Origin of the sequence: Pseudoprevotella muciniphila (assembly GCF_003265305.2) — a bacterium.
In the GTDB taxonomy this organism is placed as follows: Bacteria; Bacteroidota; Bacteroidia; order Bacteroidales; family Bacteroidaceae; genus Alloprevotella; species Alloprevotella muciniphila.
Window position 1 is genome coordinate 990,846 of record NZ_CP033459.1, and the last position, 22,937, is coordinate 1,013,782.

The window sequence follows — 22,937 nt, forward strand, 5'->3', positions numbered from 1 at the left end:
CTTGCAGCAAAGAATACAATAAAGGAAGAAAAAAGAAAGAAAAAAAGATGAACTGGGAGGAATTCGAGAAGCACAAGCCATTTGCCGGCGAGAAGAAATCCTCGATGCTTCGCAGACGTGTAGGCCACGACTACGAGAGCCGCCGCATCTACCTCATTACCATGACTACAGAGGGGCGCCGCCCGCTACTCGGCAAATTAGTGGGCAATGCCGATGCACCAAAAGGTTCTATTGATGCACCAAAGATAGTCTTAACACCTCTTGGCGAGGAAGTGCGCTCCTGTTGGCTTTCCATAGAGAAGCACTATCCTGACATCCGCGTCCTCGCCACAACCATCATGCCTGACCACCTCCATGGCATCCTTTTCGTAACACGAAAGATGGAGCAGCACCTCGGCATGGTCATCAAGGGCTTCAAAGCAGGCTGCAACAAAGCCTACCGCCGGTTGCAGAATCCCCTGTCCCCTATGCTGCAACACTGTTGCAGCAAAGAAAACAGAGGGGATAGCCGCAGCCATGGCCTCCTCTGGAGCCGCAACTACAACGACCACATCCTGGAGGGGCGTGGAGAACTGAACCGGTGGTTCCAATACCTGCACGACAACCCGCGACGTCTGGCATTGCGGCGAGCCCACCCCGACTTCTTCCGCGTTGTCTTCGACATCAATATAGCCGGTCAGACCTATGCAGCCATAGGCAACCGCTTTCTCCTCTCCTACCCGGAAAAGCAGCAGGTGCAATGTTCCAGAAGCCTCACCGATGAACAGATTGAAGACACCGTGAAGCAGATGCTGGCAAAAGCCCGTCGCGGCGCAGTGCTCGTATCGCCTGCCATTTCCAAGGGCGAGCAAGCCGTTATGCGAGCCGCGCTCGAAGCACACCTGCCACTCATCTTTCTCACACCATGGGGGTTCAACACTTTCAGCCGACCTGACCATCAATACTATGCTGCCTGCGCCGAAGGGCATTTCCTTATCCTTGCACCATGGCCTCACGAAAACCGCCGTATTCCGCTCTCACGCGAAATGTGCCTGACACTGAATGCCATGACCGCCATCATCTGCCAACAATAATATCATTTTTAAGATGCAGTTTGCATTTGTGACAGATGAAAAAATGAATCTAATATCCGTCCGATTTTAAACTCAAAAAACACACATACGGGATTTTTTCAGTATTTTTGCCTTTTGAAATTGGGTTATTGCGCCTTTTGCACAAATCTGCCGATTGGGACAAATAAATCGGTTTGACCCACACAACAGTTATGGAACTGAAAATTTTACCGAACATCAACACGCCTGAAGACCTCCGCCAACTGCCAGAGGAGCAACTTTCTGCGCTCTGCGAAGAACTGCGGTCGGACATTGTCAGTGAACTCTCTGTCAATCCCGGACACTTGGCGTCGAGCCTCGGTGTGATAGAACTCACCGTGGCCCTGCACTATGTGTTCAGCACGCCCTACGACCGCATCGTGTGGGACGTGGGGCATCAGGCATACGCCCACAAAATCCTCACCGGACGCCGCGACCTTTTCAAGACAAACCGCAAGTTTGGCGGGCTGCGCCCTTTCCCCTCGCCCGATGAGAGCGAGTACGACACGTTTGCCTGCGGTCATGCCAGCAACTCCATCTCGGCTGCGCTCGGCATGTCGGTGGCTGCCATGCAGAAGAAGGAAGAAGACAGGCACATCGTGGCTGTCATCGGCGATGGTGCCATGAGTGGCGGTCTGGCTTTCGAGGGACTGAACAATGCCTCCGACAAGCCCAATAACATGCTCATCATCCTCAACGACAACAACATGAGCATCGACCAGAGTGTGGGCGGCATGAAACAATACTTGCTTAATCTCCACACCAGCAGTACCTACAACCGCCTGCGCTTCCGTGCAGCGCGCACACTGCAGAAGTGGGGCATCATCGATGAAAACCGTCGCAGAACCATCCTTCGCTTCAACAATGCCATGAAATCCCTCATCACCCGTCAGAAGAACATTTTTGAGGGCATGGACATCCGCTATTTCGGACCCATGGATGGCCACGACATCAAGCAACTGGTGCGTGTGCTGAAGGAAATAAAGGACATGAAAGGGCCGAAGTTGCTCCACATCAAGACCACAAAAGGTAAGGGCTATCAACCTGCCGAAGAAGAAGCCACCATCTGGCACGCACCAGGCAAATTCGATGCCGAAACGGGTGAGCGCAAGGTGGATGAAACACCGAAGCCTCCAAAGTTTCAGGACGTGTTTGGTGAGACCATTCTCGAACTGGCACGTCGCAACCCGCGCATCGTGGGCATCACACCTGCCATGCCCACTGGTTGCTCGCTGAGTCTGATGATGAAAGAAATGCCCGAGCGCACCTACGATGTGGGCATAGCCGAAGGACATGCAGCCACCTTTGCCGGCGGACTCGCCAAAGAAGGCATGCAGCCCTTCTGCAACATCTATTCCGCCTTCTCGCAGCGCGCCTACGACAACATCATTCACGATGTGGCGCTCCTCGACCTGCCCGTCGTGTTCTGTCTTGACCGCGCCGGACTTGTGGGCGAAGACGGTCCGACCCATCACGGCGCATTCGACCTCGCTGCCCTGCGCCCCATACCCAACGTAACCATCGCCTCGCCCTACGACGAGCACGAACTGCGACGGCTGATGTACACCGCGCAACTGCCCGGCAAGGGCACTTTCGTGATTCGCTATCCTCGCGGGCGCGGCGAACTGCTCGACTGGCAATGTCCGCTCGAAGAAGTGCCCGTAGGCAAGGGGCGCACCATCAAGGAAGGCACCGACCTCGCCGTCATCTCGCTCGGACCCATCGGAAAGGACGCAACGAGAGCCATTGCAGAGGCAGAGCGCACACTCGGGTGCAGCATAGCCCACTATGACCTGCGCTTCCTCAAACCAATAGACGAGGAAATGCTTAGCGAAATAGGTAGCAAATTCAGCAAAGTCATCACCATTGAGGACGGTGTGAAAGCAGGAGGAATGGGTAGCGCTGTGCTCGAATACTTCAGCGACAAAGGCACAGTGCCGCACCTCGTGCGCCTCGGACTGCCCGACTCGTTTGTACCTCACGGCAGTGTGGCAGAAGAGCGTCGGCTCGTGGGACTCGACAACGATAGCATCGTTCAGACCATCTCCTCTTTGCTCAAAGCATAAGCATCATTGCGGCACATCAAAAACAGTAAGAAATACAACATTAGGACAACAAGTTTTTCATCATGAAAATCGTCATAGCAGGAGCAGGAGCAGTAGGAAAACACCTCGCCCGTCTCCTCGTAAAGGAACAGCACGACATTACCATCATCGACGAGAGCCAAGAGAAGTTGGAAAGCATCTCGAGCAATCTTGATTTGCGCCAACTACAAGGCAACCCCATGTCCATCGGAGTGCTTAAGACTGCCAATGTGCAGAATTCGGACCTCTTCATCGCCGTAACACCCGATGAGGCACACAACCTCACCTGCTGTATGCTGGCAGCAAAGATGGGGGCGGAAAAGACCGTGGCACGGGTGGACAATCCGGAATTCACACTCGAGGCTGAAACCACTTTCTTCAAGAAGATGGGAGTGGGCAGCATCATCTACCCCGAACTCCTCGCCGGCAAGGAAATCGTGTCGAACCTCAAGAGGAGTTGGATCAGGCAATGGACAGAGTTCCAGAACGGCAAACTCATCATGCTTGGCATCAAGGTCAGAGCCAATGCCAGCATAGTAACCGAAGACAAGCCCATCAAGGAAATCTGTGGTTCCGATGCACCATTCCACATCGTAGCCATCAAGCGCGGCAATGATACCATCATTCCGCACGGCGACGACTTCGTTTGCCACGACGACATCGCCTTCTTCATGACCACACCCGAACACACGGCGCACATCCGCCAAATCACGGGTAAGGAAGACTATCCCGAAGTAAAAACACTTATGATTCTCGGCGGCAGCGACACCACGAAACAGACCGTTTCTCTCCTGCCCAAAAGCATATCCACACGCATCTTCGAGAAGAGCCAGAAGCGTTGCGAAGAGTTCAACAGGGTGATAGACACCGACCACATCATGATGATTCACGGCGACGGTACCGACACCGACCTTCTGGAAGAAGAAAACATCGACAAATGCGATGCCTTTGCCGCCCTGACCGACAATTCGGAAAAGAACATACTCGCCTGCGTCATGGCAAAGCAGAAAGGGGTGCGCAAGACGGTGGCTATCGTGGAAAATACCGACTATATCAGCATGGCTGAAAATCTCGGCATCGGCACCATACTCAACAAAAAGACAATCGCCGCCAGCCACATCTACCGCATGCTGCTCAAGGCGGACACCACATCGGTGAAGAGCCTCACCGTGGCGAATGCCGACGTGGCGGAATTCCCCGTGATGGAGAACGCGAAAGTAACCAGGCACCCTATCAAGGACCTCAACCTGCCAGCAAGCATCAACATCGGTGGCATCGTGCGCAACGGACGGGGCATACTGCCAAACGGCAACACACAGATTCTGCCCGGAGACACGGTGGTGGCATTCTGCCTTGAAAGCAACATCAAGAAACTGGAACAGTACTTCAAATGATCAATTATAAAATCATTGCAAGAATTCTGTGTTCGATGGCGGTTTTGGAGACCATCCTACTCATTGTGGCTCTCGCCGTGGGCATCTTCTACGGCGAGTCAGGATTGAGTAATTTCTATTGGTCGGTCGCCATCTCATCAGCAATAGCCATCGCTTTGCATCTTTTCGGAAAAGACTCACAGGGAAGGATGACACGTCGCGAAGGCTACCTGTCCGTAGCAGCCACATGGACACTGTTCACCATTATCGGTGCACTCCCTTTCATCTTCGGTTGCTCCACAGAACGCATTTCAGTGGCATTTTTCGAAGCGGTGTCGGGTTTCACCACCACAGGTGCCACAGCACTCGGCAACCTCGACACACTGCCCCACTCCATCCTGTTCTGGCGGTCGCTGATGCACTGGCTCGGCGGTTTGGGCATCGTGTTCTTCACCGTGGCAGTACTTCCCTCGCTCGGCACGGGTGCCACAAAACTCTTTGCAGCCGAAGCCACGGGGGTATCGGTCGGCAAACTGCACCCGCGTGTGCAGACCACAGCCCGCTACATCTGGGGCATCTACATCTCGCTATTTGTGGCTTGCATGTTCTCGCTGAAAATAGCAGGCATGGGATGGTTCGATGCCATCAATCACGCCATGTCTACAGTGTCAAGTGGTGGTTTCTCCACACATCAGGAAAGCATTGGCTACTTCCACTCGCCTGCCATAGAATACGTGCTCATCCTCTTTATGTTCCTCTCGGGTGTGAGTTTCACGATGCTGTTCTTCTTATTCATCAAGCACAATTTCAAGTATGTGTTCCGCGATGGAGAATTGCGCACATATATCTATATCCTGTTGGGCAGCACGGCTCTCATCACTGTTTGTCTACTCTTCGATGGCGACAAGGTCTTTTCCGACTTCCGCAACGCCTTATTCCATGTGGTGTCGATTCAGACCACAACAGGTTTCACAACAAACGACTTCATGGTATGGCCGCGCCTAACATGGGTCATCCTTCTCGTCATCTCGGTGATAGGTTCCTGCTCGGGATCCACGGCAGGTGGTGTGAAGTGTGTCAGGCTTGTTGCGGCACTGAAAATCCTGCAGAACGAGTTCAAGCGTATTCTCCACCCTAAGGCAGTACTACCGGTGAGGATAGGTAGCCATACCATTGCAGAGGACATCATCCGCACCATCTTCGCCTTCTTCACGATATACATCATCATCGCCATAGCAGGCACCATGTGCTACACACTCATGGACATGCCGCTGCTCGATGCCTTCGGTGTAACAATAGCCCTTCTGGGTAACATAGGACCCGCCCTCGGACACACCATAGGCGCCGTGAATCCTATGGGCCTACTGCCCGACGAAGGGCTGTGGCTCGGCAGTTTCCTGATGCTCGCCGGACGCCTCGAAATCTTCGTCTTTATCCTGCCATTCATACCCAGATTCTGGAAAAAAGACTGAGAACAAAGGGCTGTCCCGACAAAACAGCAACCTTAACGCATTCAGCACCTTATGAGAGAAAAGATTTTCACCTTCCTTCGCCACATAGCAGCACACAACGACCGCGAATGGTTTAAGGCTCACCGCGCAGAATACGATGAAGCGCGATCCATCTTCGAGGACATGGCGCAGACGCTCATCAACCGCATCAGTGCCTTCGACCCCGAAGTGGCAAACGTACCGCTAAAAAGCACGCTCTACCGCTTCTATCGCGACACACGCTTCTCGCCCGACAAATCACCCTACAAACGCCACTTCGGCACATACATCAACACGATGGGCAAAAAGTCCTTCCACGGCGGCTACTATTTCCACATCGAGCCTGGCAACAGCATGGTGGCATGCGGATCCTACTGGTTGCCGGCGGATGTACTGAATGCCGTGCGAAACAGCATCATAGTGGACATCGACCGCTTCCGCAGCATCGTGGAAGACCCGGAATTCAAGAGCCTGTATCCCGTCATAGGCCTCGACACGCTGAAAACCCTGCCTAAAGGCTTCCCGCGCGACTTCCCGTACCCCCAGTATCTCCGCCCGAAGGACTATGCCACATGGACCGCCATGACGGAGGAAGAAATCCTCTCCGACGACTGGGCAGACATCGCCACATACCGGTTCAAGGTGGTGAAACCGCTCATCGACTTCATCAACGAGACCGTAGACGACTATCTATAGTATCTATAGCATCTATAACTTCTATAAAAACTAAGACAAAGTAAAAACCAAATGAAAAAAATACTGACAACAATGCTTATAGCAACTTCTGCGGTGGGAGCCACTGCACAGACAGACAATTTCAAGTACACCGACGAACAGTTTGCCGACATCCAGATGCTGCGCTACAAGGTGGAAGATTTCGACAAACTCACGCTGAAACAGAAGACCTACGTCTATTACCTCACGGAAGCCGCTCTCCAGGGGCGCGACATCCTTTTCGACCAGAACGGCCGTTATAACCTGCGCCTGCGCCGCGCATTTGAAGCGATTTATACCGACTGGCAGGGCGACCGCACGAGCAAGGACTTCGAGGCGTTTGCCGTATATCTCAAGCGTCTGTGGTTTTCCAGCGGCATTCACCACCACTATGGCTGCGAGAAGTTCCAGGCCGATTTCTCTGAAGCGTGGCTGAAAGATGCCCTGATGCAGGTGTGGCAGAAAAAAGGTCTTCAGTCGCTCTGCACGGCTGACAACGCCGAAGCCTTGAGTGCCGAAGCAGCCTGCACACATTTCTTCAACGAGATCCGCCCCGTCATCTTCGACCCCGCTGTCATGCCGATGCGTGTGAACCAAAAAGATGGCGACGACCTCATCCTGACCTCTGCCGAGAACTACTACGGCGAAGGCATCACGCAGGCTGAAGCAGAAGAATTCTACACACAGCGCAAACCTGCCAACGACCCGCGCCCCGTCATGATGGGGCTAAACAGCCGCTTAGTGAAAGAAGACGGCGTGTTGCGCGAAAGAGTGTGGCGCGAATATGGGCTCTATGGCACAGCCATCACTAAAATCATAGAGAACCTCGAAAAAGCAAAACCCTTTGCCGACCGTCCGGAACAGGTCAAGGTGATAGACCGGCTCATAGAATACTACCGCACGGGCGACCTGCGCACATTCGACGAATACTGCATCCTCTGGCTCAAGGACACAGAGAGTCTCGTTGACTTTGTAAATGGCTTCACAGAGAGTTACGGCGACCCGCTCGGCATGAAAGCCTCATGGGAATCCATCGTCAACTACAAAGACCTCGAAGCCACCGAGCGCACGAAGAAACTTTCAGAGAACGCACAATGGTTCGAAGACAACTCACCAGCCGACCCACGCTTCAAGAAGGAGAAGGTGAAAGGCATTTCTGCAAAGGTCATTACCGCCGCCATCCTCGGTGGCGATCTCTACCCCAGCACAGCCATCGGCATCAACCTGCCGAACTCCGACTGGGTGCGCCGCGAGCACGGATCGAAGAGTGTAACCATCAGCAACCTCACTGGCGCATACGCCAAGGCTTCGCACGGCAGTGGATTCGACGAGGAATTCGTCATCGACCAAGCCACACGCGACCTCATCAACAAGTATGGCGACAACTGCGACGACTTGCACACCGACCTGCACGAATGTCTCGGACATGGTAGCGGAAAACTCCTGCCGGGCACAGACCCCGACACGCTGAAGGCATACGGCAGCACCATCGAAGAAGGCAGGGCAGACATCTTCGCACTCTACTACCTTGCCGACCAGAAACTCGTGGACCTCGGGCTGACACCCGACCTCGAAGCCTACAAGTCGCAGTACTACACCTACATGATGAACGGCCTCATGACACAACTCGTGCGCATCAAGCCGGGCAACACCATCGAAGAAGCACACATGCGCAACCGCGCCTTCATAGCCCACTGGGCATACGAACACGGCAAGAAAGACAAGGTGGTGGAACTCGTAAAGAAAAAAGGCAAGACCTACGTCAGAATCAACGACTACGCCAAATTGCGCGACCTCTTCGCAGAACTTTTGGCTGAAGTGCAGCGCATCAAGAGCGAAGGCGACTACGAAGCAGCACGCAGACTGGTGGAAGACTATGGTGTAAAAGTGGATCCCGAACTCCATAAGGAAGTGCTCGACCGCTATGCACGCCTCAACCTGAAACCTTACAAGGGCTTCATCAATCCCGTCTATACAGCCGTAAAGGATGCCAAAGGCAACATCACCGATGTGAAGATTTCCTACGATGAGTCCTACGATGCACAGATGCTACGCTATAGTCGCGACTACAACACCCTGCCCGACATCAATGACTAAGACGACAGAAGAACAGATAATACAGATCCACCGCGAGTTCCACAGCATGATGAACGGTCCCGTGAGCCAGTCGATGCGCGAAAAGGGACTGAAATACAAGGTAATTTTCGGTGTGGAACTACCGCGGTTGATGGCATTTGCCGCTACCCTGCCCCACACGCGCGAATTGGCACAGGCGCTATGGAAGGAAAACATCCGCGAGAGCCGCATCATAGCCCCCATGCTCATGCCAACCGAAGAATTCTGCCCCGAAATGGCAGATATCTGGCTCGAACAGGCGAACTATGCCGAGGAGGTGCAGTGCTGCGTGATGTACCTCTTCCAACGTCTGCCCTACGCCCCGCAAAAGGCATTCGAATGGATGGCAGACGAACGCTCCATGTTCCAGATGTGCGGATTCCAACTCATCGCCCGGCTCTTCGCCAACGGCACGGAGGCATCGCCACGCGGAGAGGACGAATTTCTCGACCAGGCAGCAACAGCCCTCAACAGCAACGATTTCCATGTGCGCAAGGCAGCACACACCGCCATACTGAAATTCATGGACCTCAACCTGCGATGCGAACGACGCGGAGACAGCCTGCTCACTGACGCAGGGCTGTGATAACAAGGACATATCGTTACATATATATATGGCCGGTTTTATAAATGATAAACATGGAAAACAAATTGATGCCTAATGAAAATGGCAATATACTAATATATCAAAGTGAAGATGGCAAGACGCACATCGATGTGCGCATCGAACAGGAAACTGTATGGCTCACACAAGCACAACTGTGCGAACTTTATCAATCAAGTAAGTCGAATGTGAGCGAACACATCAAACACATTTTTGAGAACGGCGAACTTGAAGAAAATGCAGTTGTTCGGAAATTCCGAACAACTGCCGCTGATGGAAAATCATACGAAGTCAATCATTACAATTTAGATGCGAACGACGCGGCGACAGCCTGCTCACTGACGCAGGGCTGTGATTTTCAACAAAAAAAACAGTAAAAGTTCTTCCTCATGACCAACCGCCACATCCTCCCCCTGCTCACCCTCTCTGCCCTCCCCGTATCGCTCTGCGCACAGAGCCGCCCGAACATCGTGCTTTTCCTTGTGGACGATATGGGGTGGCAGGAGACATCTGTGCCATTCTGGATCGAGCGCACACCGCTCAACGACCGTTATCGCACACCAAACATGGAACGCCTCGCGCAGATGGGGGTAAAATTCACTAATGCCTACGCCTGTGCCGTGTCGTCGCCTTCGCGTTGCTCACTAATGTCTGGCATGAACGCCGCACGCCACCGCGTAACGAACTGGACACTCAGTTACGACAAACAGACTGACTCGAAGAGCAAGGTAATAAACGTTCCGGACTGGAACTACAACGGCATACAGCCTGCTAATGCCGACGCACACGACAGCAAGAACGCCACACGCATCACACCGCTGCCGCAAGTACTCCACGACAATGGCTACTACACCATCCACTGCGGCAAGGCACATTTCGCTGCAGAAGGCACGGCTGGCGAAGATCCATTGCGCATGGGGTTCGATGTGAACATAGCAGGAGCGGCAAACGGGGCACCAGCGAGTTATCTTGCTGAGAACGAATACGGCAGCGGACCGTTCCATGTGAAAGGCCTGGAAAAATACTACGGCACAGGCGTTTTCCTAACCGAGGCACTTACTCGCGAGGCTCTCGCTGCCATGCAGAAACCCATTGCCGAAAAGCAGCCGTTCTTCCTCTACATGTCGCACTATGCCATCCACGTGCCTTACGACGCCGACCCGCGCTTTACAGGCAACTACCGGCAGGCAGATGGGCAGGGTGTGTTCGACAATCAACTGCAAGCCCATCTCAGCGAGCCGGAAATAAACCATGCAGCGCTCGTGGAAGGCATGGACAAGAGCCTGGGCGACATCCTCGACTTCCTTCAGACGCAACCGGAAGTGGCGCAAAACACCATCATCCTCTTTACGAGCGACAACGGCGGACAAGCCATCTGGCCGCGTCAGGGTCGCCGGAACATCGACCAGAACTGGCCCGCACATGCCGGAAAAGGGAGCGCATACGAGGGAGGCATACACGAACCGATGATAGCCTACGTGCCGGGGCAGACCGAGGGCGGCACAGTTAACGACAACCGCATCATCATAGAAGATTTCTACCCCACCATCCTCGACATGGCAGGCATCAAGCAGACACAGGTCATACAGCACATCGACGGTGTGAGTTTTGCAGACCTGCTGAAAAAGCCCAGGAAGCACCGCGCACGCACTCTGATTTGGCACTATCCCAACATCTGGACCGACGGTGTAAAAATTGAGGACGGATACGGCGCCTACTCTGCCATTATGCACGGCGACTACCACCTCATCTACTTCTGGGAAACACAGGAGTACCACCTCTTCAACATCCGCACCGACATCGGCGAACAGCACAACCTCGCTGCATCGCACCCTCGCCTTGCCCGAAAACTCGCCAAGCGCCTCACTCGCCTCCTCAAATCTTCCAATGCCCAACGCCCCACACTCAAAGCCACTGGGCAACCCGTACCGTGGCCTGACGAGGCATACAGCACCTTTCTCAACTCATTATCATAAATATTGTCCCACGCCTTCTTGATTTTCAAAAAAACACTATTTATACACTAAAAGGAAAATTGGGAAGCACTTTCTTAAATTGTTTGGTCTATATTGCAAAAGCCGGCAACAGATTTTGCAATATAAATATATTAACATTTTTTAACATATAAGGGAGGGAAATATATAATCATGCAGTAATTTTGTACATCCGTTATCTGCTGGTTGTTTCCTATAATCTGTCCGCTTAACACCGCAGGTTCCTTCGAATACTGAAACGCAGGCAGATGCTTTTGCGCCAGTCCCGTCATTGCGACGAGGGCGAGCAGGAGGGTGATGATGGTTTTCTTATTCATCGTCTATTCAATATTCAGTGCTTTCTTGATGATGGGTTCCAGTTCTTCAGCATCCGTAGAGGTGGAGAGAATGGTGCCGTCACGGTCGATGAGGAACATGGCACCTCCGCCATTGCCGGCTCCGTTTTTGCGCCACACATCGTTTTCGTCGTTCAGTTCCAAGAGGCTCTGCCAAGGATATCCGTCTTTCTTCGCTGCGTTTTCCATATCCTCTCGCTTGCGTTCACGGGCAATGGCAACGACCGTGAATCCCTTATCCTTATATCGTTCATAGACGGGAATCATGGCCTTGCTGTGCCGACGGCAGGGACCACACCACGATGCCCAGAGGTCAATGAGAGCAACCTTTCCTCGGATGAGTGAGGAAATGGGAACGATTTGACCATCGGTGTTGCGGACATTGTAGTCGATATAGGGCTTGCCAGGCTGAAAGCGAAGGGCTGTCAGGGCTGTGGTAATATGCTCGTGAATGGGATGACCTTTGTACAAATTGTATAGTTTTGATTCGTAGAGTGCGACCATTTGCTCATGGGGAGTGGCATCGAAATTATGGTATACGTTTGCAAATTTGAGCATTTCGATAGACTGCAACACGTGGTAATAAGCCCACAGCATGGGATGTTCGGCATAGTATTCTGACCGGAACGGATAGGTGAGACTATCTAAACTATTGGCACGCTGGAACAACTGCCAACCTTCATCTGTGTAACTCTCGCGTTCGTTGTCATAGTAGAAATCCATTACATGCTCAATGCTGTCAACGTATGCCTTGGGCAGACTCTCTCTGTCAAGATTCTCCGCTATTTGCATGAGTGACAGAAATTCGGGCTTGAAGTATTTTTCCTTGTGTTCTTCCAACTCGCGGTTTATCCTCTCCATTTCGTTACGGAAACGAACACCTGCAACGCTATCCATCGCTTGATGCAATCGGCCTTCGTCGCCTGTACTCTCTATCTTTGGAGACTTGTCGCCGTAGATTTCTATCCTTACCGTTCCGTTCTCCACAAGGAACCATCCATAATAATAACTTGCGGTCTCTACATACTGTTTATAGGGTATGACCTCGTACATTTCAGGAACATCCGTTTCAATGTCGCACTCGAAGCGACCATTCACGGCCTTGTGGTGCCATTCTGGTGCATCATTGACGCGCAGGTCTGTCCCCATCTTGCAGATGACGACTTCATCGCCCCATTTGTTATCAACAAACTTGCCTTCAATGTGGCATTTCACTTGTGCCTGCCCCACCAAGGCGGCAAGTGCAAACAGTATGGTGATGATGGTTTTCTTGTTCATATTTCCTTGTTTTGCTTCTTCTATATTTATATATACGTAGGTTTTGCCCAAAATGTGGCGCCGATAGCGTTAAATATCGTTAATATGTGATAAAAATGGCGCGAGTCTGATTCTGTATCCGTTCCAGAGGCATCGCCAAACGCCGTTCTCTCAAATACAAGTATCAGCCCGCGCCAAAACGCGAGCATCAACTTCTATCATCTTGAGAGTTATTTTTGGCGAAATTTCTGGAACAAGAATCAAAAAGTCAACGCTTCCTTATGTCGTTTCTATGTTATGTTCTATCCACTCATGTCATTTTAAGAGGTTTCTATTATCATCATTCTCCAGCACACGCATCTGATTGATGGCTATCTGATTGAGGCGGACAAGGCGGTCGCCCTGTGGCACTCCCTCATCAATGAGAACTGCATTGATGTTCTCCATATTTGCCAGACAAATAAGTTCGTTGATGGAAGCATAGTCACGGATGTTCCCTTTCAGTTCAGGATGGGCTTCACGCCATTGCTTGGCCGTCTGTCCGAACATGGCTACATTGAGTACGTCTGCCTCTTCAGCATAGATGATGCTGGCCTGTGCTGCCGTCACCTCTTCAGGAATTAGGTTCTGCTTGATGGCATCCGTGTGAATGCGGTAGTTGATTTTAGACAGTTCACGCTTCGCCGTCCACCCAAGTTGCTTCTGCTCCTCGTCTTTCAGCCGTTGGAACTCACGTATCAGATATACCTTGAACTCTGGGCTTATCCACATGGCAAACTCAAAGGCAATGTCTTTGTGGGCGTATGTGCCGCCATAACGTCCAGCCTTCGAGATGATTCCTATGGCATTGGTTTTCTCCGTCCATTCTTTTGCACTGAGACGGAAACGATTCAGTCCGGCCTGAGATTTAATTATGTCGAATTCGGCACAATTAAAATTCGGATTCATCAACCGCTCCCATATTCCAAGGAACTCAATGGTATTGCGGTTGCGCAGCCAGTTAGAGAAGAAGAATTCACCATCTTTCGCCTTCAACATGTCTGTCAGGCTGATATAGTCATCTTCATTCTGCTTTATGACCGTTATCTGCGTATTCTGTACTGTTATCTTTGCCATATAGTCTGCCGTATTGCATACTTTGCGCTGCAAAGTTACTGAATTTTCATCAAAGTAGAGCTGGAATGACAGACTTTAACATGGAGCTGTGCCCCATTTTCTCAAAAATGAGCGAAAATGACATACCAGACTTGGCTTTGAATCATTAACTGCCATTGAATTCCATACACTTAGAGCATCCGAGATACAACTGCGGTACAAGAACCCTATTTTTCGTTGATTTTCGTGCTATCTGCAAAGCCCTATAATGAGCAACTATTGTCAGCCAGACTTAGCAAACGGCAAAATTGCCTCAAAATCAAAAGTTGAAAAATCTTAACCGATTGTTAAATCTTGCTCACTCTTGAAGGCTGGTTTTGCTCTACAAAACTCTTAGATTTCCCATTTTTCGCTATTGCACTTTTTTGTACCTTTCAACTTTGGAGTATATTCGTTTCTGTCTGTGTTACAGATACTTATAAAGTTGTTAAACACTTCCACATGAATTCTTCACCTATAATAACTCAAAAACCATTCAAGCCTAAATTTATAGAATACCCCATATATATATTTGAGGTTTTCCTTAAATCCAACACCTCTAAAATTTGTCACAAAACAAACATTTTTGTTGTGTTTGTGAAAAAAATACTATAAAAACATTGAAAAAAGCTTGTTTGATTGATTAAAATTTATAACTTTGCAAGCGAATTACGAACTATTTAAATTTACAGCGCATAATATACCAACTTTTGGTGCGACCGAGGTGTAAGATGTTGGTATCCATTGACTTATATCCTTTTACGGAAATACAATCTCTAACTGCGTTTTATTTCCCGGGATTCATAAACATAAGACTTCGCTGTTATAAAAAATCAGAATATTCAGGCTGAAACGACGGTGTCTCGTTGTGAGACATAGTATTTGTGTAAATGGTCTAAAAAGACGTTTTCTGAATGTCATTTAAGAAACGATGCGATGATTGAGGCCACACAACTGAAGACAAACTAACCAGAGAAAGGCATTATCCTACGGAGAAGCCCACCACAAACCAAGAAAAAAAGACGCTTCATGAAAGTGAGCGTAAAAACCAAATCTTTATCAATTAACCATTTTATCATGAAACATTTGTCAAAATGCATACTGACAGCAATAATGCTATTGGTATGCAATCCTGCTGTCCATGCGCAGTGGGACCTTGAAGGTGTGGAAGTGGATAAAACCAAGTGGAGGGACTATACACCACAATGGAATCCCAATCCCAACCTTCTGATTCCGGGTGCGGGTGTTGACGGAAATCCTTCTGTCAAAAAAAACACCTCATCACGTAACAGAATTAAAGCGTTGCAGCAAGGCAACGAACTACCTGACCATTGGGACAATGCCAAGACCCCTTATTTCCCTCCGGTATTCAATCAGGCAGGCGGTTCGTGCGGTGTTTCTTCACGCGTAGGCTACATGCTGACGGAAGAACTCAACGCCTACAGAGGGACTAACGCATCTCTCCCCGAAAACAAATTGGCTTGTAATTTCCAGTATCCGTTCTCCTATGACAACGGTACGCCAAAGGATTACATGGCAATGTTCGTGGGCTATCCTGATGCTGTAACCTATGGCGGTTTTCCATATAGCAACATCTATGGCTACACAGATGTAATGGACTACAATGGAGGATGGATGCAGGGATATGACAAGTGGTACAAATCCATGTTCAACAGGATATGGAACACAAGCAGCCTGCCCATAGGCGTAATTGGCTACCCGGAGAACAACCCCGAGGGTTGGGGACGCGGCGGTTACGGCAAAGGCGCCTTGGCTGCGAAACGATACCTTTACAACCACAATGGCGATGAATCATACCACACGGGTGGTCTGCTTGGTCTGGGTGTAGCCTGCGGCGGTCCCAACCTGGCAGTGCCTAAGACAACAAACAATGATGCCTTAGGCGTTACTGGCAAGAGATATTGGATAACCGGCACCAGTGTTGACCATGCCGTTACCATCTGCGGCTACGATGATCGCATTGAGTTCGACCTGGACGGCAACGGCATTGCCGGCGAGCGGTGCAATTCCGTGGGTCAGGATGAAAAAGGCGCTTGGATTATAGTAAATTCCTGGGGCGGCTGGGCGAACAACGGATTCATCTACATGCCCTATCCTCTTGCAGCGCCCAGGTGTACCAAGCACACCGAATGGCAATACACCTATGCAAACGACGGAGTAACCAAGGTGGACAGCGTACAGAAGGTATACTACACACCAACCGAGACAAATGGTTTCACGCCTGAAATCTACAACATCCGAAAGGACTATGCACCAACGCGTACCATCAAACTGAAGATGACATACAACCAGCGAAGTGCCATAAGTCTGAGAGCGGGAATTTCACGCAACCTGAATGCCACAGAACCGGAAAAGACCATCACTTTCCACCATTTCAACTATCAAGGTAACGGATGGAACGGCGATGACCCGATGATGCCTATGTTGGGACAATGGGCAGACGGCAAGTTACATTACGAACCAATGGAGTTCGGATATGACCTGACAGACCTGACGGAAGGCTACGACAGAAGCCAACCGCTTAAGTATTTCTTCATCGTTCAGAGCAACAACACTGCCGTTGGCACGGGTGGCATCCACGAGGCATCGATTGTCGACTACGATGTCAGCACAGAGGGGTTGGAAACGCCATTCCAAATTACGGGCGACAGCGTTTCCATTGCAAATAAGGGCGGACGCACCGTCATCAGCACAATTGTTTATGGAGAGGCATTGCTCCCACCAACAAGCCCCAAAATTGAGAGTACGACATTCACTTGGCAGGCGCCTCAAGGAACGATATACACTCCCTCATCCTATATTGTTTACAAGGATGGCAACATTATTGGAAGAGTTGACGGCAGCACGACACACTATAACATTGGAAACACACAAGGCAGTTACAGTGTAAAGGCAGCATACAACATCAACGGAAATGAACGCACTTCCATGATAACAGCCGCCATTCACACCACAATGCCTCTAACGCAAAAGTATATTAGCCACATAGGCAGCCCCATTTCCTCACTTAACGAGTTGACCGACGGAATGTATGTCATACTGTATAATACAGGCCGCAACCGCTATATCGTGGACAATGGTTCCCAACAATACAAACATGCAAACAGGTCGCCGCAGACCATGAATCCTGACGACTGCAAATTTGTTTTCAAGATTTCCAAATCGGGCAATAATTACCGTTTCACCTCTTCAAACGGCAGCATTCCCGCATTCACGAGCAACAACACTGCCATCAATGTCAGTCAGACAGCGGCAAACTTCACGCTTTCGGTTGCAGACCAAGCACAAAAGGCGTTCTTGATTAAGAATGGCAGTTATTACCTTAACGGCGTGGATAGCCATCCAGTAACATGGCATTCCGGCGACGCAAACTCCCGCTTCCACATCATCCCCGTCAGCTACAGCACGGCGGGCATTGAGAGTGTGGGTGACTATACTTCTTCCACCATCGGTAACCTGTTTGACGGACAGATTGTGGCACTCTACAACAATGGCCGTAAATACTACATGACAGACGAAGGCAACCAGTATCGCTCAACCACGACTGCACTTACGGCTTCAACACCTAATGCAGAAAAGTACCTGTTCCGCTTAGGGCGCAATGCAGATGGCACAGTTTCGCTGACCTCTCAAAACGGTGCCGTTCCGGTTCTGCCGTTTAACGTACCATTTGCTCCCAGTAATGAGGCAGACAACTTCACTCTGACATCTGCAGGAAGCGGTTTGTTCTATCTGCAGAGTTCGACTGCCGTACCTTCTGCAGGAGGTGCCATGGAGCGCCAATTCCTTGATGGTAACGGCACGTTGCCCGTAGGATGGAACACATCGAGCAGTGCAAATGCCAAATACCGCATCTATCCGGTTAACATGAATACGTCCGCTCCCAATGTGAGCATTGCAACGACTACCGATGTCCGTGCAGGAGTGCCTGCCAAGATCTATCTTACCGGTGAAAACGACCTGGTGTCGTGCAAATGGGTAATAGAAGGCAACACCTATAATATAATGGAACCTGTCGTTACGTTTACATCTTCCGGCAACAAAACCATACAATGCACGGCTGTAAACATGAAAGGAAAGTCCACAACACTGAGCCGTACTATCAACGTGCAAGCGGCTCCTGCCCTTACGGCTGACTTCCAGCCAAGCCGCACCTCCACAGTGGGTGGAACCCGCATCACTCTGAAGGCTGCCAACCTGTTGCCCAACTGTACATACAGTTGGAACATTCCCAACGCAGATGTGGAAATGCCAGAAGCGCGAAACACAACCGTTTCATTCCTTAAGGTGGGACAAAATCCCGTAACTTTGACGGTAACTGCACCTGACGGCAGAAGCGTAAGTGTCACGAAACAAATCACAGTGTCACTTGCTCCTCCAAAACCTGACTTTGAGCTGTCTCAAAGCGTCATTCTCAAAGGACAAAGCGTAACACTTCAAGACAAGTCTCTCTACAATCCAACCGACTGGTCATGGACCATAATTGCCGGAAACGGAAGTGTCTACCAGTCCAACGAGCAAAACCCTGTCTTCACACCTGAAGCAGGTAAATACGAAGTGCGCCAGACAGTTATCAACTCTGAAGGCGACGCAACATTGGTGCGTAAGTTGGCACTGCAGGTATGCAACGCTCCTTCATATAACGGACTGATGTTCTCCGGCGGCAACAACCGCGTTACCACATCCCTGCCCAACGGTATCTCAAACGAATGGACCATTGACTTCTGGCTGAAGCCTACATCGTTCCAGTCTGAGAGTTTCGGCATTTCAGGATCGGGAAATCTCAAACTTGTATCAGACCAGTTTGGAACCGTTTCACTCAAATTAGGCAATAATATTTTGGCAAAGTCCAACACAGGATATTACATACAAGATCAATGGCACCACTATGCTATCAGTTACCTGAACGGCAAGCTTTACTTTAACCGCGATGGTTCCGCCGTGCATGAAACCAACTGCTCTCAATCCGATTTCAGCGGTTTATTCAACACGCTGCAGATAGGAGGAAGCGATGCTCCTTGCTTCGGCATGTTTGATGAGTTCCGTGTTTGGAGTACGGCTCTGCCTGCTGCCAAGCTGAAAGAATATGCCGTTGCACCCATCTCAGACATTCCTTCAGCACAGGATCAGCACGGGCTGATGCTCTACTATCAGTTCAACCAAAACAGCGGCAACTGTACCGATGCCACATCCAATGGCAACACAGGAACGCGTCTTGGCTTCGGTCCTGACGGTGATGCCTGGAGCGAGTCAGCGGGTGTATTCGCCTTGAATTTTAAGCGTGGCGTCTTTGTTCCTCAAGGAGGACAGCTTAACCAGACACTCTACAGCGTTGCAGACAAGAGCGACGAGGAACTGGTTGCAGAACACAGACCTGCCACTAATGCCAATGACGGTGTACCAGGCTCACTTTGGCACAGCACCTACAAGGACTATCAGGCATCCTATCCGCACAGTGTTACTTACGACCGCTCACAAACTGACGAGATTTATTCCATCAAACTATTTGTGGATCGTGCAAACGACACCCGTTACGTACCTACCATGATTAGCGTTTATGAAAGTGACGACGCTCTCTCATGGACGGCTTTGTCAAAGAACACCCACCTGATTTTCAATGACAAGTTGGCAGGTATACAACTCAATAATCCAGCCACGAAGCGTTTCCTCAAGGTTGAATTCCCAACCGGCGGTACGTTCCTGGCATTGAACGAGATATATTTCTACGGACAGGACGGTCAGGTAATCGACAACCTCCCACTACCTGAGAATACGGAGGGACACACCGTGACATGGCGCATATACGACGAGACAGGAACAAAACTGTGGAAACTCTATCGGCAGCAAAACGTGCCAAACGGCACACTGCTCAATGCAGTACCAGATGAAATACACATCAACGGCTGCAACTACAGCCCTGTTTCAGTTGTTGTGAACAGAGACGAGGTCATTGATGTGCAAACCACTTGGAACCATTTCAGATTCAGCACTCCCAATGACACGACTTACTACAAGTTGCAACTCAACGGCAAGTATGCGAAATGGACTGCAGAAAACGGACAAATCGCACTCGTCGGGAACGCTTCGCAGGCAAACGACGCCTCGGCTCAATGGGCATTCTTCGGTAATCCTTATTCCGGTGTCCTTGTAACGAATGCTGCGGCTGGCGGCAAGTACCTAACCGGTAATGTTGCAAACAACGGCAAGGCATCTGTTGCCGAAGGCGGTACACGTTTCAATGTCTTCGCTTCAAATCATTCAAGCGGCGGATTCGTCCTCCAGGTTGAGAAGGACGTGGCTTACCTGAACGATTTTGCCAATGGCGGCATCCTTTCCACATGGAGAGACAATAATGCCATTTCCGGTTTCGGCTCTTCGTTTAAGGCTAACGAAGTGGCAGGCACAGGAAACACCGTGACCTGGCAGATATATGACCAGACTGGTACAACCTTATGGCACACTTACCGTGAGCGTGGTGTTGCCAACGGCAACGTGAAATCAGAATTGCCAGCTGCGTTGCGTCTCAACTACTGCGAATACGATTTCACACCGACAACCGTAAACGGCAACACGACGATTGCAGTTCGGGCATCGTGGAATCATTTCCAAATCAGCACGCCGCAAGACACGACCTACTACAACATCAAGCTAAGAGGTCGCTACATGAAGTATGATGCTGAAACGAACAAGATTGTTCTAGAGGATGAACTTGGCAATAATGCATCACCTGCTTCAAAGTGGGCACTCTTCGGTAACCCCTACTCCGGATTCCTTGTTACGAATGCTGCTTCGCACAGTCTCTACATACAGGGACAGACACAGAATGCCGCTCATGCTTCCATGAACCTCACAGGAACACGTTTCCTTTCAGGTCCTTCCGGATATAGCGGAGGTGGATTCTTGCTGCAAGTGGGCGACAACACGGCTTATCTGAATGACTTCGCCGGAAACGGCATACTGGCCACTTGGGCTGACGCGCGTGCAACGTCTGGTTATGGTTCGGCATTCCAGCCCACAGACCCGGGAGACTTCTCAGGACAAGTGCAGGCAGACCTTGCATACCTTCTTGGATCTGACGCTATAAAGAATTGTGTAGGAAGACTTTCGCAAGAATCGTTCGACGCTATGTCGCCGAGGTATGAAGAAGGCATCCAACCCTCCACAAACTACAGCCAATACTGGTCATTGCTCAACGATGCAAAAACCGCTATCCTGAAACTTGAAGACGGTAAGTACTACCTGCTCAGGAACGCTTACACGGGCAAATACATCGTGACAAATGAAACCAGCGGACGTCTGTTTACATCCAACATTGGCCGCGACAACGCTCAACAGCAGCCAGGCGGACCTGCACAGTTCATCATGAATGAAAACGGCACATGGCAGATACGATATCTGGATATGCCGCTGCGCTCACTCGCGAACAACAACTGCAGTTACACTGTAAATCCTGATGACAATTATGGATATCAGGAAGCAGAAGTGCAGATTTATCCATCCAGCGACATCACGTTTGCATTCTTCGGCGGTTGTCAGGGCGCACAGCAATATGGCTACCTGCACAGCAACAATTCTGCGAACGTCATTGGCTGGACCAGAGAAGGTTCGGCATCTCAGTGGCGCATAGAACCCGTGGATGCTGCATACATAGCAGCGCTTCAGAATTATACACCGGCATTTGGCATCATAACCGACGATGTAACAGGCATTGACGGTGTAGAGCAAACAGAAAACTGGAAATCTGTCAATATCTACGACCTCCAAGGCCGTCGTGTTACCAAGCCACAACGCGGAAACATCTACATCATAGATGGGCAGAAAGTAAAGTTCTAATATAGAAAAGAACCATTCCAACTGCGCTTTTCAAGCAGTTACCTATTTTGCTGTATGCATTGTTCACCGAGAATGATGCATACAGTTCTTTTCTGCCTTTCCCTTTGCTACAAATAACTACAAAAAAGAAACATGCACAAAACCTTAAAAAGGCAATCTATACATTTTTCCTGACTTTGCCATTGCGTTACCCTATAAAAAATTATTGCTGTCCGGTAAACTTATTGTTGTCCGCTAAAACGGGCTGAAAGTCCGTAAAGCCCATAGCCCAGGGCAACGCCCTGGGGGATAAGGTCAATGGCAATGGCGCACTGTAAGTGCAAAAGCAGAAACGAGATTAGCATTTATTTAATAATATGGCTTTTGTCCTTTCAGGACGCAAATACTCATACGTCCATATACCCAAGGCGTTGCCTTGGGCTATGAGCAGTAAGGCTTTCAGCCTTATTCAGAGCACTAAAACGGACGCAACAAAGTCAAAGAGTAAGCCCCCATAGATTACACCACCCATAAAACACCCAAACAGAAAGGCTTATGACTATGTCCATAAAACTTTTACCGGACACCAATAATAAAAAATAAGTTTATAACAATGCATTGTTGACGGCATACAAAGGTCGCTCTTTTGATACAGACAAGACAGACACCAAGTCATGGGGGAGATGGGTAGAAAGTGCCGTAAGAGCCCATCTTCCCAGCATGGCAGAAGTATTAGATTATAAAGTATTCCATTGGCGTAATCATGCCAAATCAGACAACAAAAAGGAAGAAGTGGATTTCATCATTTCAAACGATGGAGAAATTATCGCTATAGAGGTAAAAAGCGGACGGCGAGGCATGAACTCGGGTCTAAAATCATTTACCGGGCATTTTTATTAGAAAGATGAGAAAA

General features: G+C 50.1%; 13 protein-coding genes and 1 pseudogene. 11 read left to right on the forward strand and 3 right to left on the reverse strand.

Annotated features, from left to right (window positions below; genetic code table 11):
• The first annotated feature begins 47 nt into the window (after positions 1–47).
• From C7Y71_RS04125 to C7Y71_RS04165, 9 genes and pseudogenes are all read left to right on the forward strand, one after another.
• A complete protein-coding gene (locus tag C7Y71_RS04125; protein ID WP_111898518.1) occupies positions 48–1,073 on the forward strand; it encodes a transposase in 1,026 nt (341 codons plus the stop codon).
• Positions 1,074–1,264: 191 nt separating this feature from the next.
• On the forward strand, positions 1,265–3,157 hold the full coding sequence (gene dxs, locus C7Y71_RS04130; protein WP_111898519.1) for a 1-deoxy-D-xylulose-5-phosphate synthase: 1,893 nt from the start codon (positions 1,265–1,267) through the stop codon (positions 3,155–3,157).
• A 62-nt stretch (positions 3,158–3,219) separates the two neighbouring features.
• Positions 3,220–4,569: a Trk system potassium transporter TrkA gene (gene trkA, locus C7Y71_RS04135; RefSeq protein WP_111898455.1), complete on the forward strand. Its 1,350-nt coding sequence runs from the start codon at positions 3,220–3,222 to the stop codon at positions 4,567–4,569.
• Positions 4,566–6,020 (forward strand): TrkH family potassium uptake protein, encoded by a 1,455-nt coding sequence (locus tag C7Y71_RS04140; protein WP_111898456.1) that lies wholly within the window; start codon positions 4,566–4,568, stop codon positions 6,018–6,020. The genes trkA and C7Y71_RS04140 overlap by 4 nt, the downstream gene beginning before the upstream one ends.
• 51 nt (positions 6,021–6,071) lie before the next feature.
• Positions 6,072–6,734 (forward strand): DUF2461 domain-containing protein, encoded by a 663-nt coding sequence (locus C7Y71_RS04145; protein ID WP_111898457.1) that lies wholly within the window; start codon positions 6,072–6,074, stop codon positions 6,732–6,734.
• 51 nt (positions 6,735–6,785) lie between these two features.
• The gene (locus C7Y71_RS04150) at positions 6,786–8,849 is read left to right on the forward strand and encodes a dipeptidyl-peptidase 3 family protein (protein ID WP_111898458.1); all 2,064 of its coding nucleotides are present in this window, start codon (positions 6,786–6,788) and stop codon (positions 8,847–8,849) included.
• Positions 8,842–9,453 carry a DNA alkylation repair protein gene (locus tag C7Y71_RS04155; protein ID WP_193215964.1) on the forward strand — a complete coding sequence of 204 codons (612 nt, stop codon included), beginning with the start codon at positions 8,842–8,844 and terminating at the stop codon, positions 9,451–9,453. The genes C7Y71_RS04150 and C7Y71_RS04155 overlap by 8 nt, the downstream gene beginning before the upstream one ends.
• A gap of 53 nt (positions 9,454–9,506) precedes the next feature.
• Positions 9,507–9,782 (forward strand): annotated as a pseudogene (locus C7Y71_RS04160) (cell filamentation protein Fic); the annotation flags it as partial.
• A 78-nt stretch (positions 9,783–9,860) separates the two neighbouring features.
• Positions 9,861–11,447 carry a sulfatase gene (locus tag C7Y71_RS04165; RefSeq protein WP_111898459.1) on the forward strand — a complete coding sequence of 529 codons (1,587 nt, stop codon included), beginning with the start codon at positions 9,861–9,863 and terminating at the stop codon, positions 11,445–11,447.
• A gap of 131 nt (positions 11,448–11,578) precedes the next feature.
• On the opposite strand, the gene C7Y71_RS04170 is transcribed toward C7Y71_RS04165, so the two are convergent.
• From C7Y71_RS04170 to C7Y71_RS04180, 3 genes are all read right to left on the reverse strand, one after another.
• Positions 11,579–11,782 carry a hypothetical protein gene (locus tag C7Y71_RS04170; protein ID WP_111898460.1) on the reverse strand — a complete coding sequence of 68 codons (204 nt, stop codon included), beginning with the start codon at positions 11,780–11,782 and terminating at the stop codon, positions 11,579–11,581.
• Positions 11,783–11,785: 3 nt separating this feature from the next.
• Positions 11,786–13,078: a TlpA family protein disulfide reductase gene (locus tag C7Y71_RS04175; protein ID WP_146739418.1), complete on the reverse strand. Its 1,293-nt coding sequence runs from the start codon at positions 13,076–13,078 to the stop codon at positions 11,786–11,788.
• A 294-nt stretch (positions 13,079–13,372) separates the two neighbouring features.
• Complete coding sequence (locus tag C7Y71_RS04180) at positions 13,373–14,173, reverse strand: KilA-N domain-containing protein (protein ID WP_111898462.1); 801 nt, start codon at positions 14,171–14,173, stop codon at positions 13,373–13,375.
• Between the two features lie 1,095 nt (positions 14,174–15,268).
• Here C7Y71_RS04180 and C7Y71_RS04185 point away from each other — a divergent pair.
• The gene (locus C7Y71_RS04185) at positions 15,269–22,045 is read left to right on the forward strand and encodes a LamG-like jellyroll fold domain-containing protein (protein WP_193215965.1); all 6,777 of its coding nucleotides are present in this window, start codon (positions 15,269–15,271) and stop codon (positions 22,043–22,045) included.
• 597 nt (positions 22,046–22,642) lie between these two features.
• Positions 22,643–22,924 (forward strand): DUF4143 domain-containing protein, encoded by a 282-nt coding sequence (locus C7Y71_RS04190; protein WP_111898464.1) that lies wholly within the window; start codon positions 22,643–22,645, stop codon positions 22,922–22,924.
• Positions 22,925–22,937 lie beyond the last annotated feature (13 nt).

What these genes read in the sequence shown, in the direction of transcription:
- C7Y71_RS04140 (WP_111898456.1), top strand. Translation starts at nt 4,566, where the DNA reads ATGATCAATTATAAAATCATTGCAAGAATTCTGTGTTCGATGGCGGTT.
- C7Y71_RS04145 (WP_111898457.1), top strand. Translation starts at nt 6,072, where the DNA reads ATGAGAGAAAAGATTTTCACCTTCCTTCGCCACATAGCAGCACACAAC.
- C7Y71_RS04165 (WP_111898459.1), top strand. Translation starts at nt 9,861, where the DNA reads ATGACCAACCGCCACATCCTCCCCCTGCTCACCCTCTCTGCCCTCCCC.
- C7Y71_RS04175 (WP_146739418.1), bottom strand. Translation starts at nt 13,078, where the DNA reads ATGAACAAGAAAACCATCATCACCATACTGTTTGCACTTGCCGCCTTG.
- C7Y71_RS04170 (WP_111898460.1), bottom strand. Translation starts at nt 11,782, where the DNA reads ATGAATAAGAAAACCATCATCACCCTCCTGCTCGCCCTCGTCGCAATG.
- C7Y71_RS04180 (WP_111898462.1), bottom strand. Translation starts at nt 14,173, where the DNA reads ATGGCAAAGATAACAGTACAGAATACGCAGATAACGGTCATAAAGCAG.
- C7Y71_RS04125 (WP_111898518.1), top strand. Translation starts at nt 48, where the DNA reads ATGAACTGGGAGGAATTCGAGAAGCACAAGCCATTTGCCGGCGAGAAG.
- dxs (WP_111898519.1), top strand. Translation starts at nt 1,265, where the DNA reads ATGGAACTGAAAATTTTACCGAACATCAACACGCCTGAAGACCTCCGC.
- trkA (WP_111898455.1), top strand. Translation starts at nt 3,220, where the DNA reads ATGAAAATCGTCATAGCAGGAGCAGGAGCAGTAGGAAAACACCTCGCC.
- C7Y71_RS04185 (WP_193215965.1), top strand. Translation starts at nt 15,269, where the DNA reads ATGAAACATTTGTCAAAATGCATACTGACAGCAATAATGCTATTGGTA.
- C7Y71_RS04150 (WP_111898458.1), top strand. Translation starts at nt 6,786, where the DNA reads ATGAAAAAAATACTGACAACAATGCTTATAGCAACTTCTGCGGTGGGA.
- C7Y71_RS04155 (WP_193215964.1), top strand. Translation starts at nt 8,842, where the DNA reads ATGACTAAGACGACAGAAGAACAGATAATACAGATCCACCGCGAGTTC.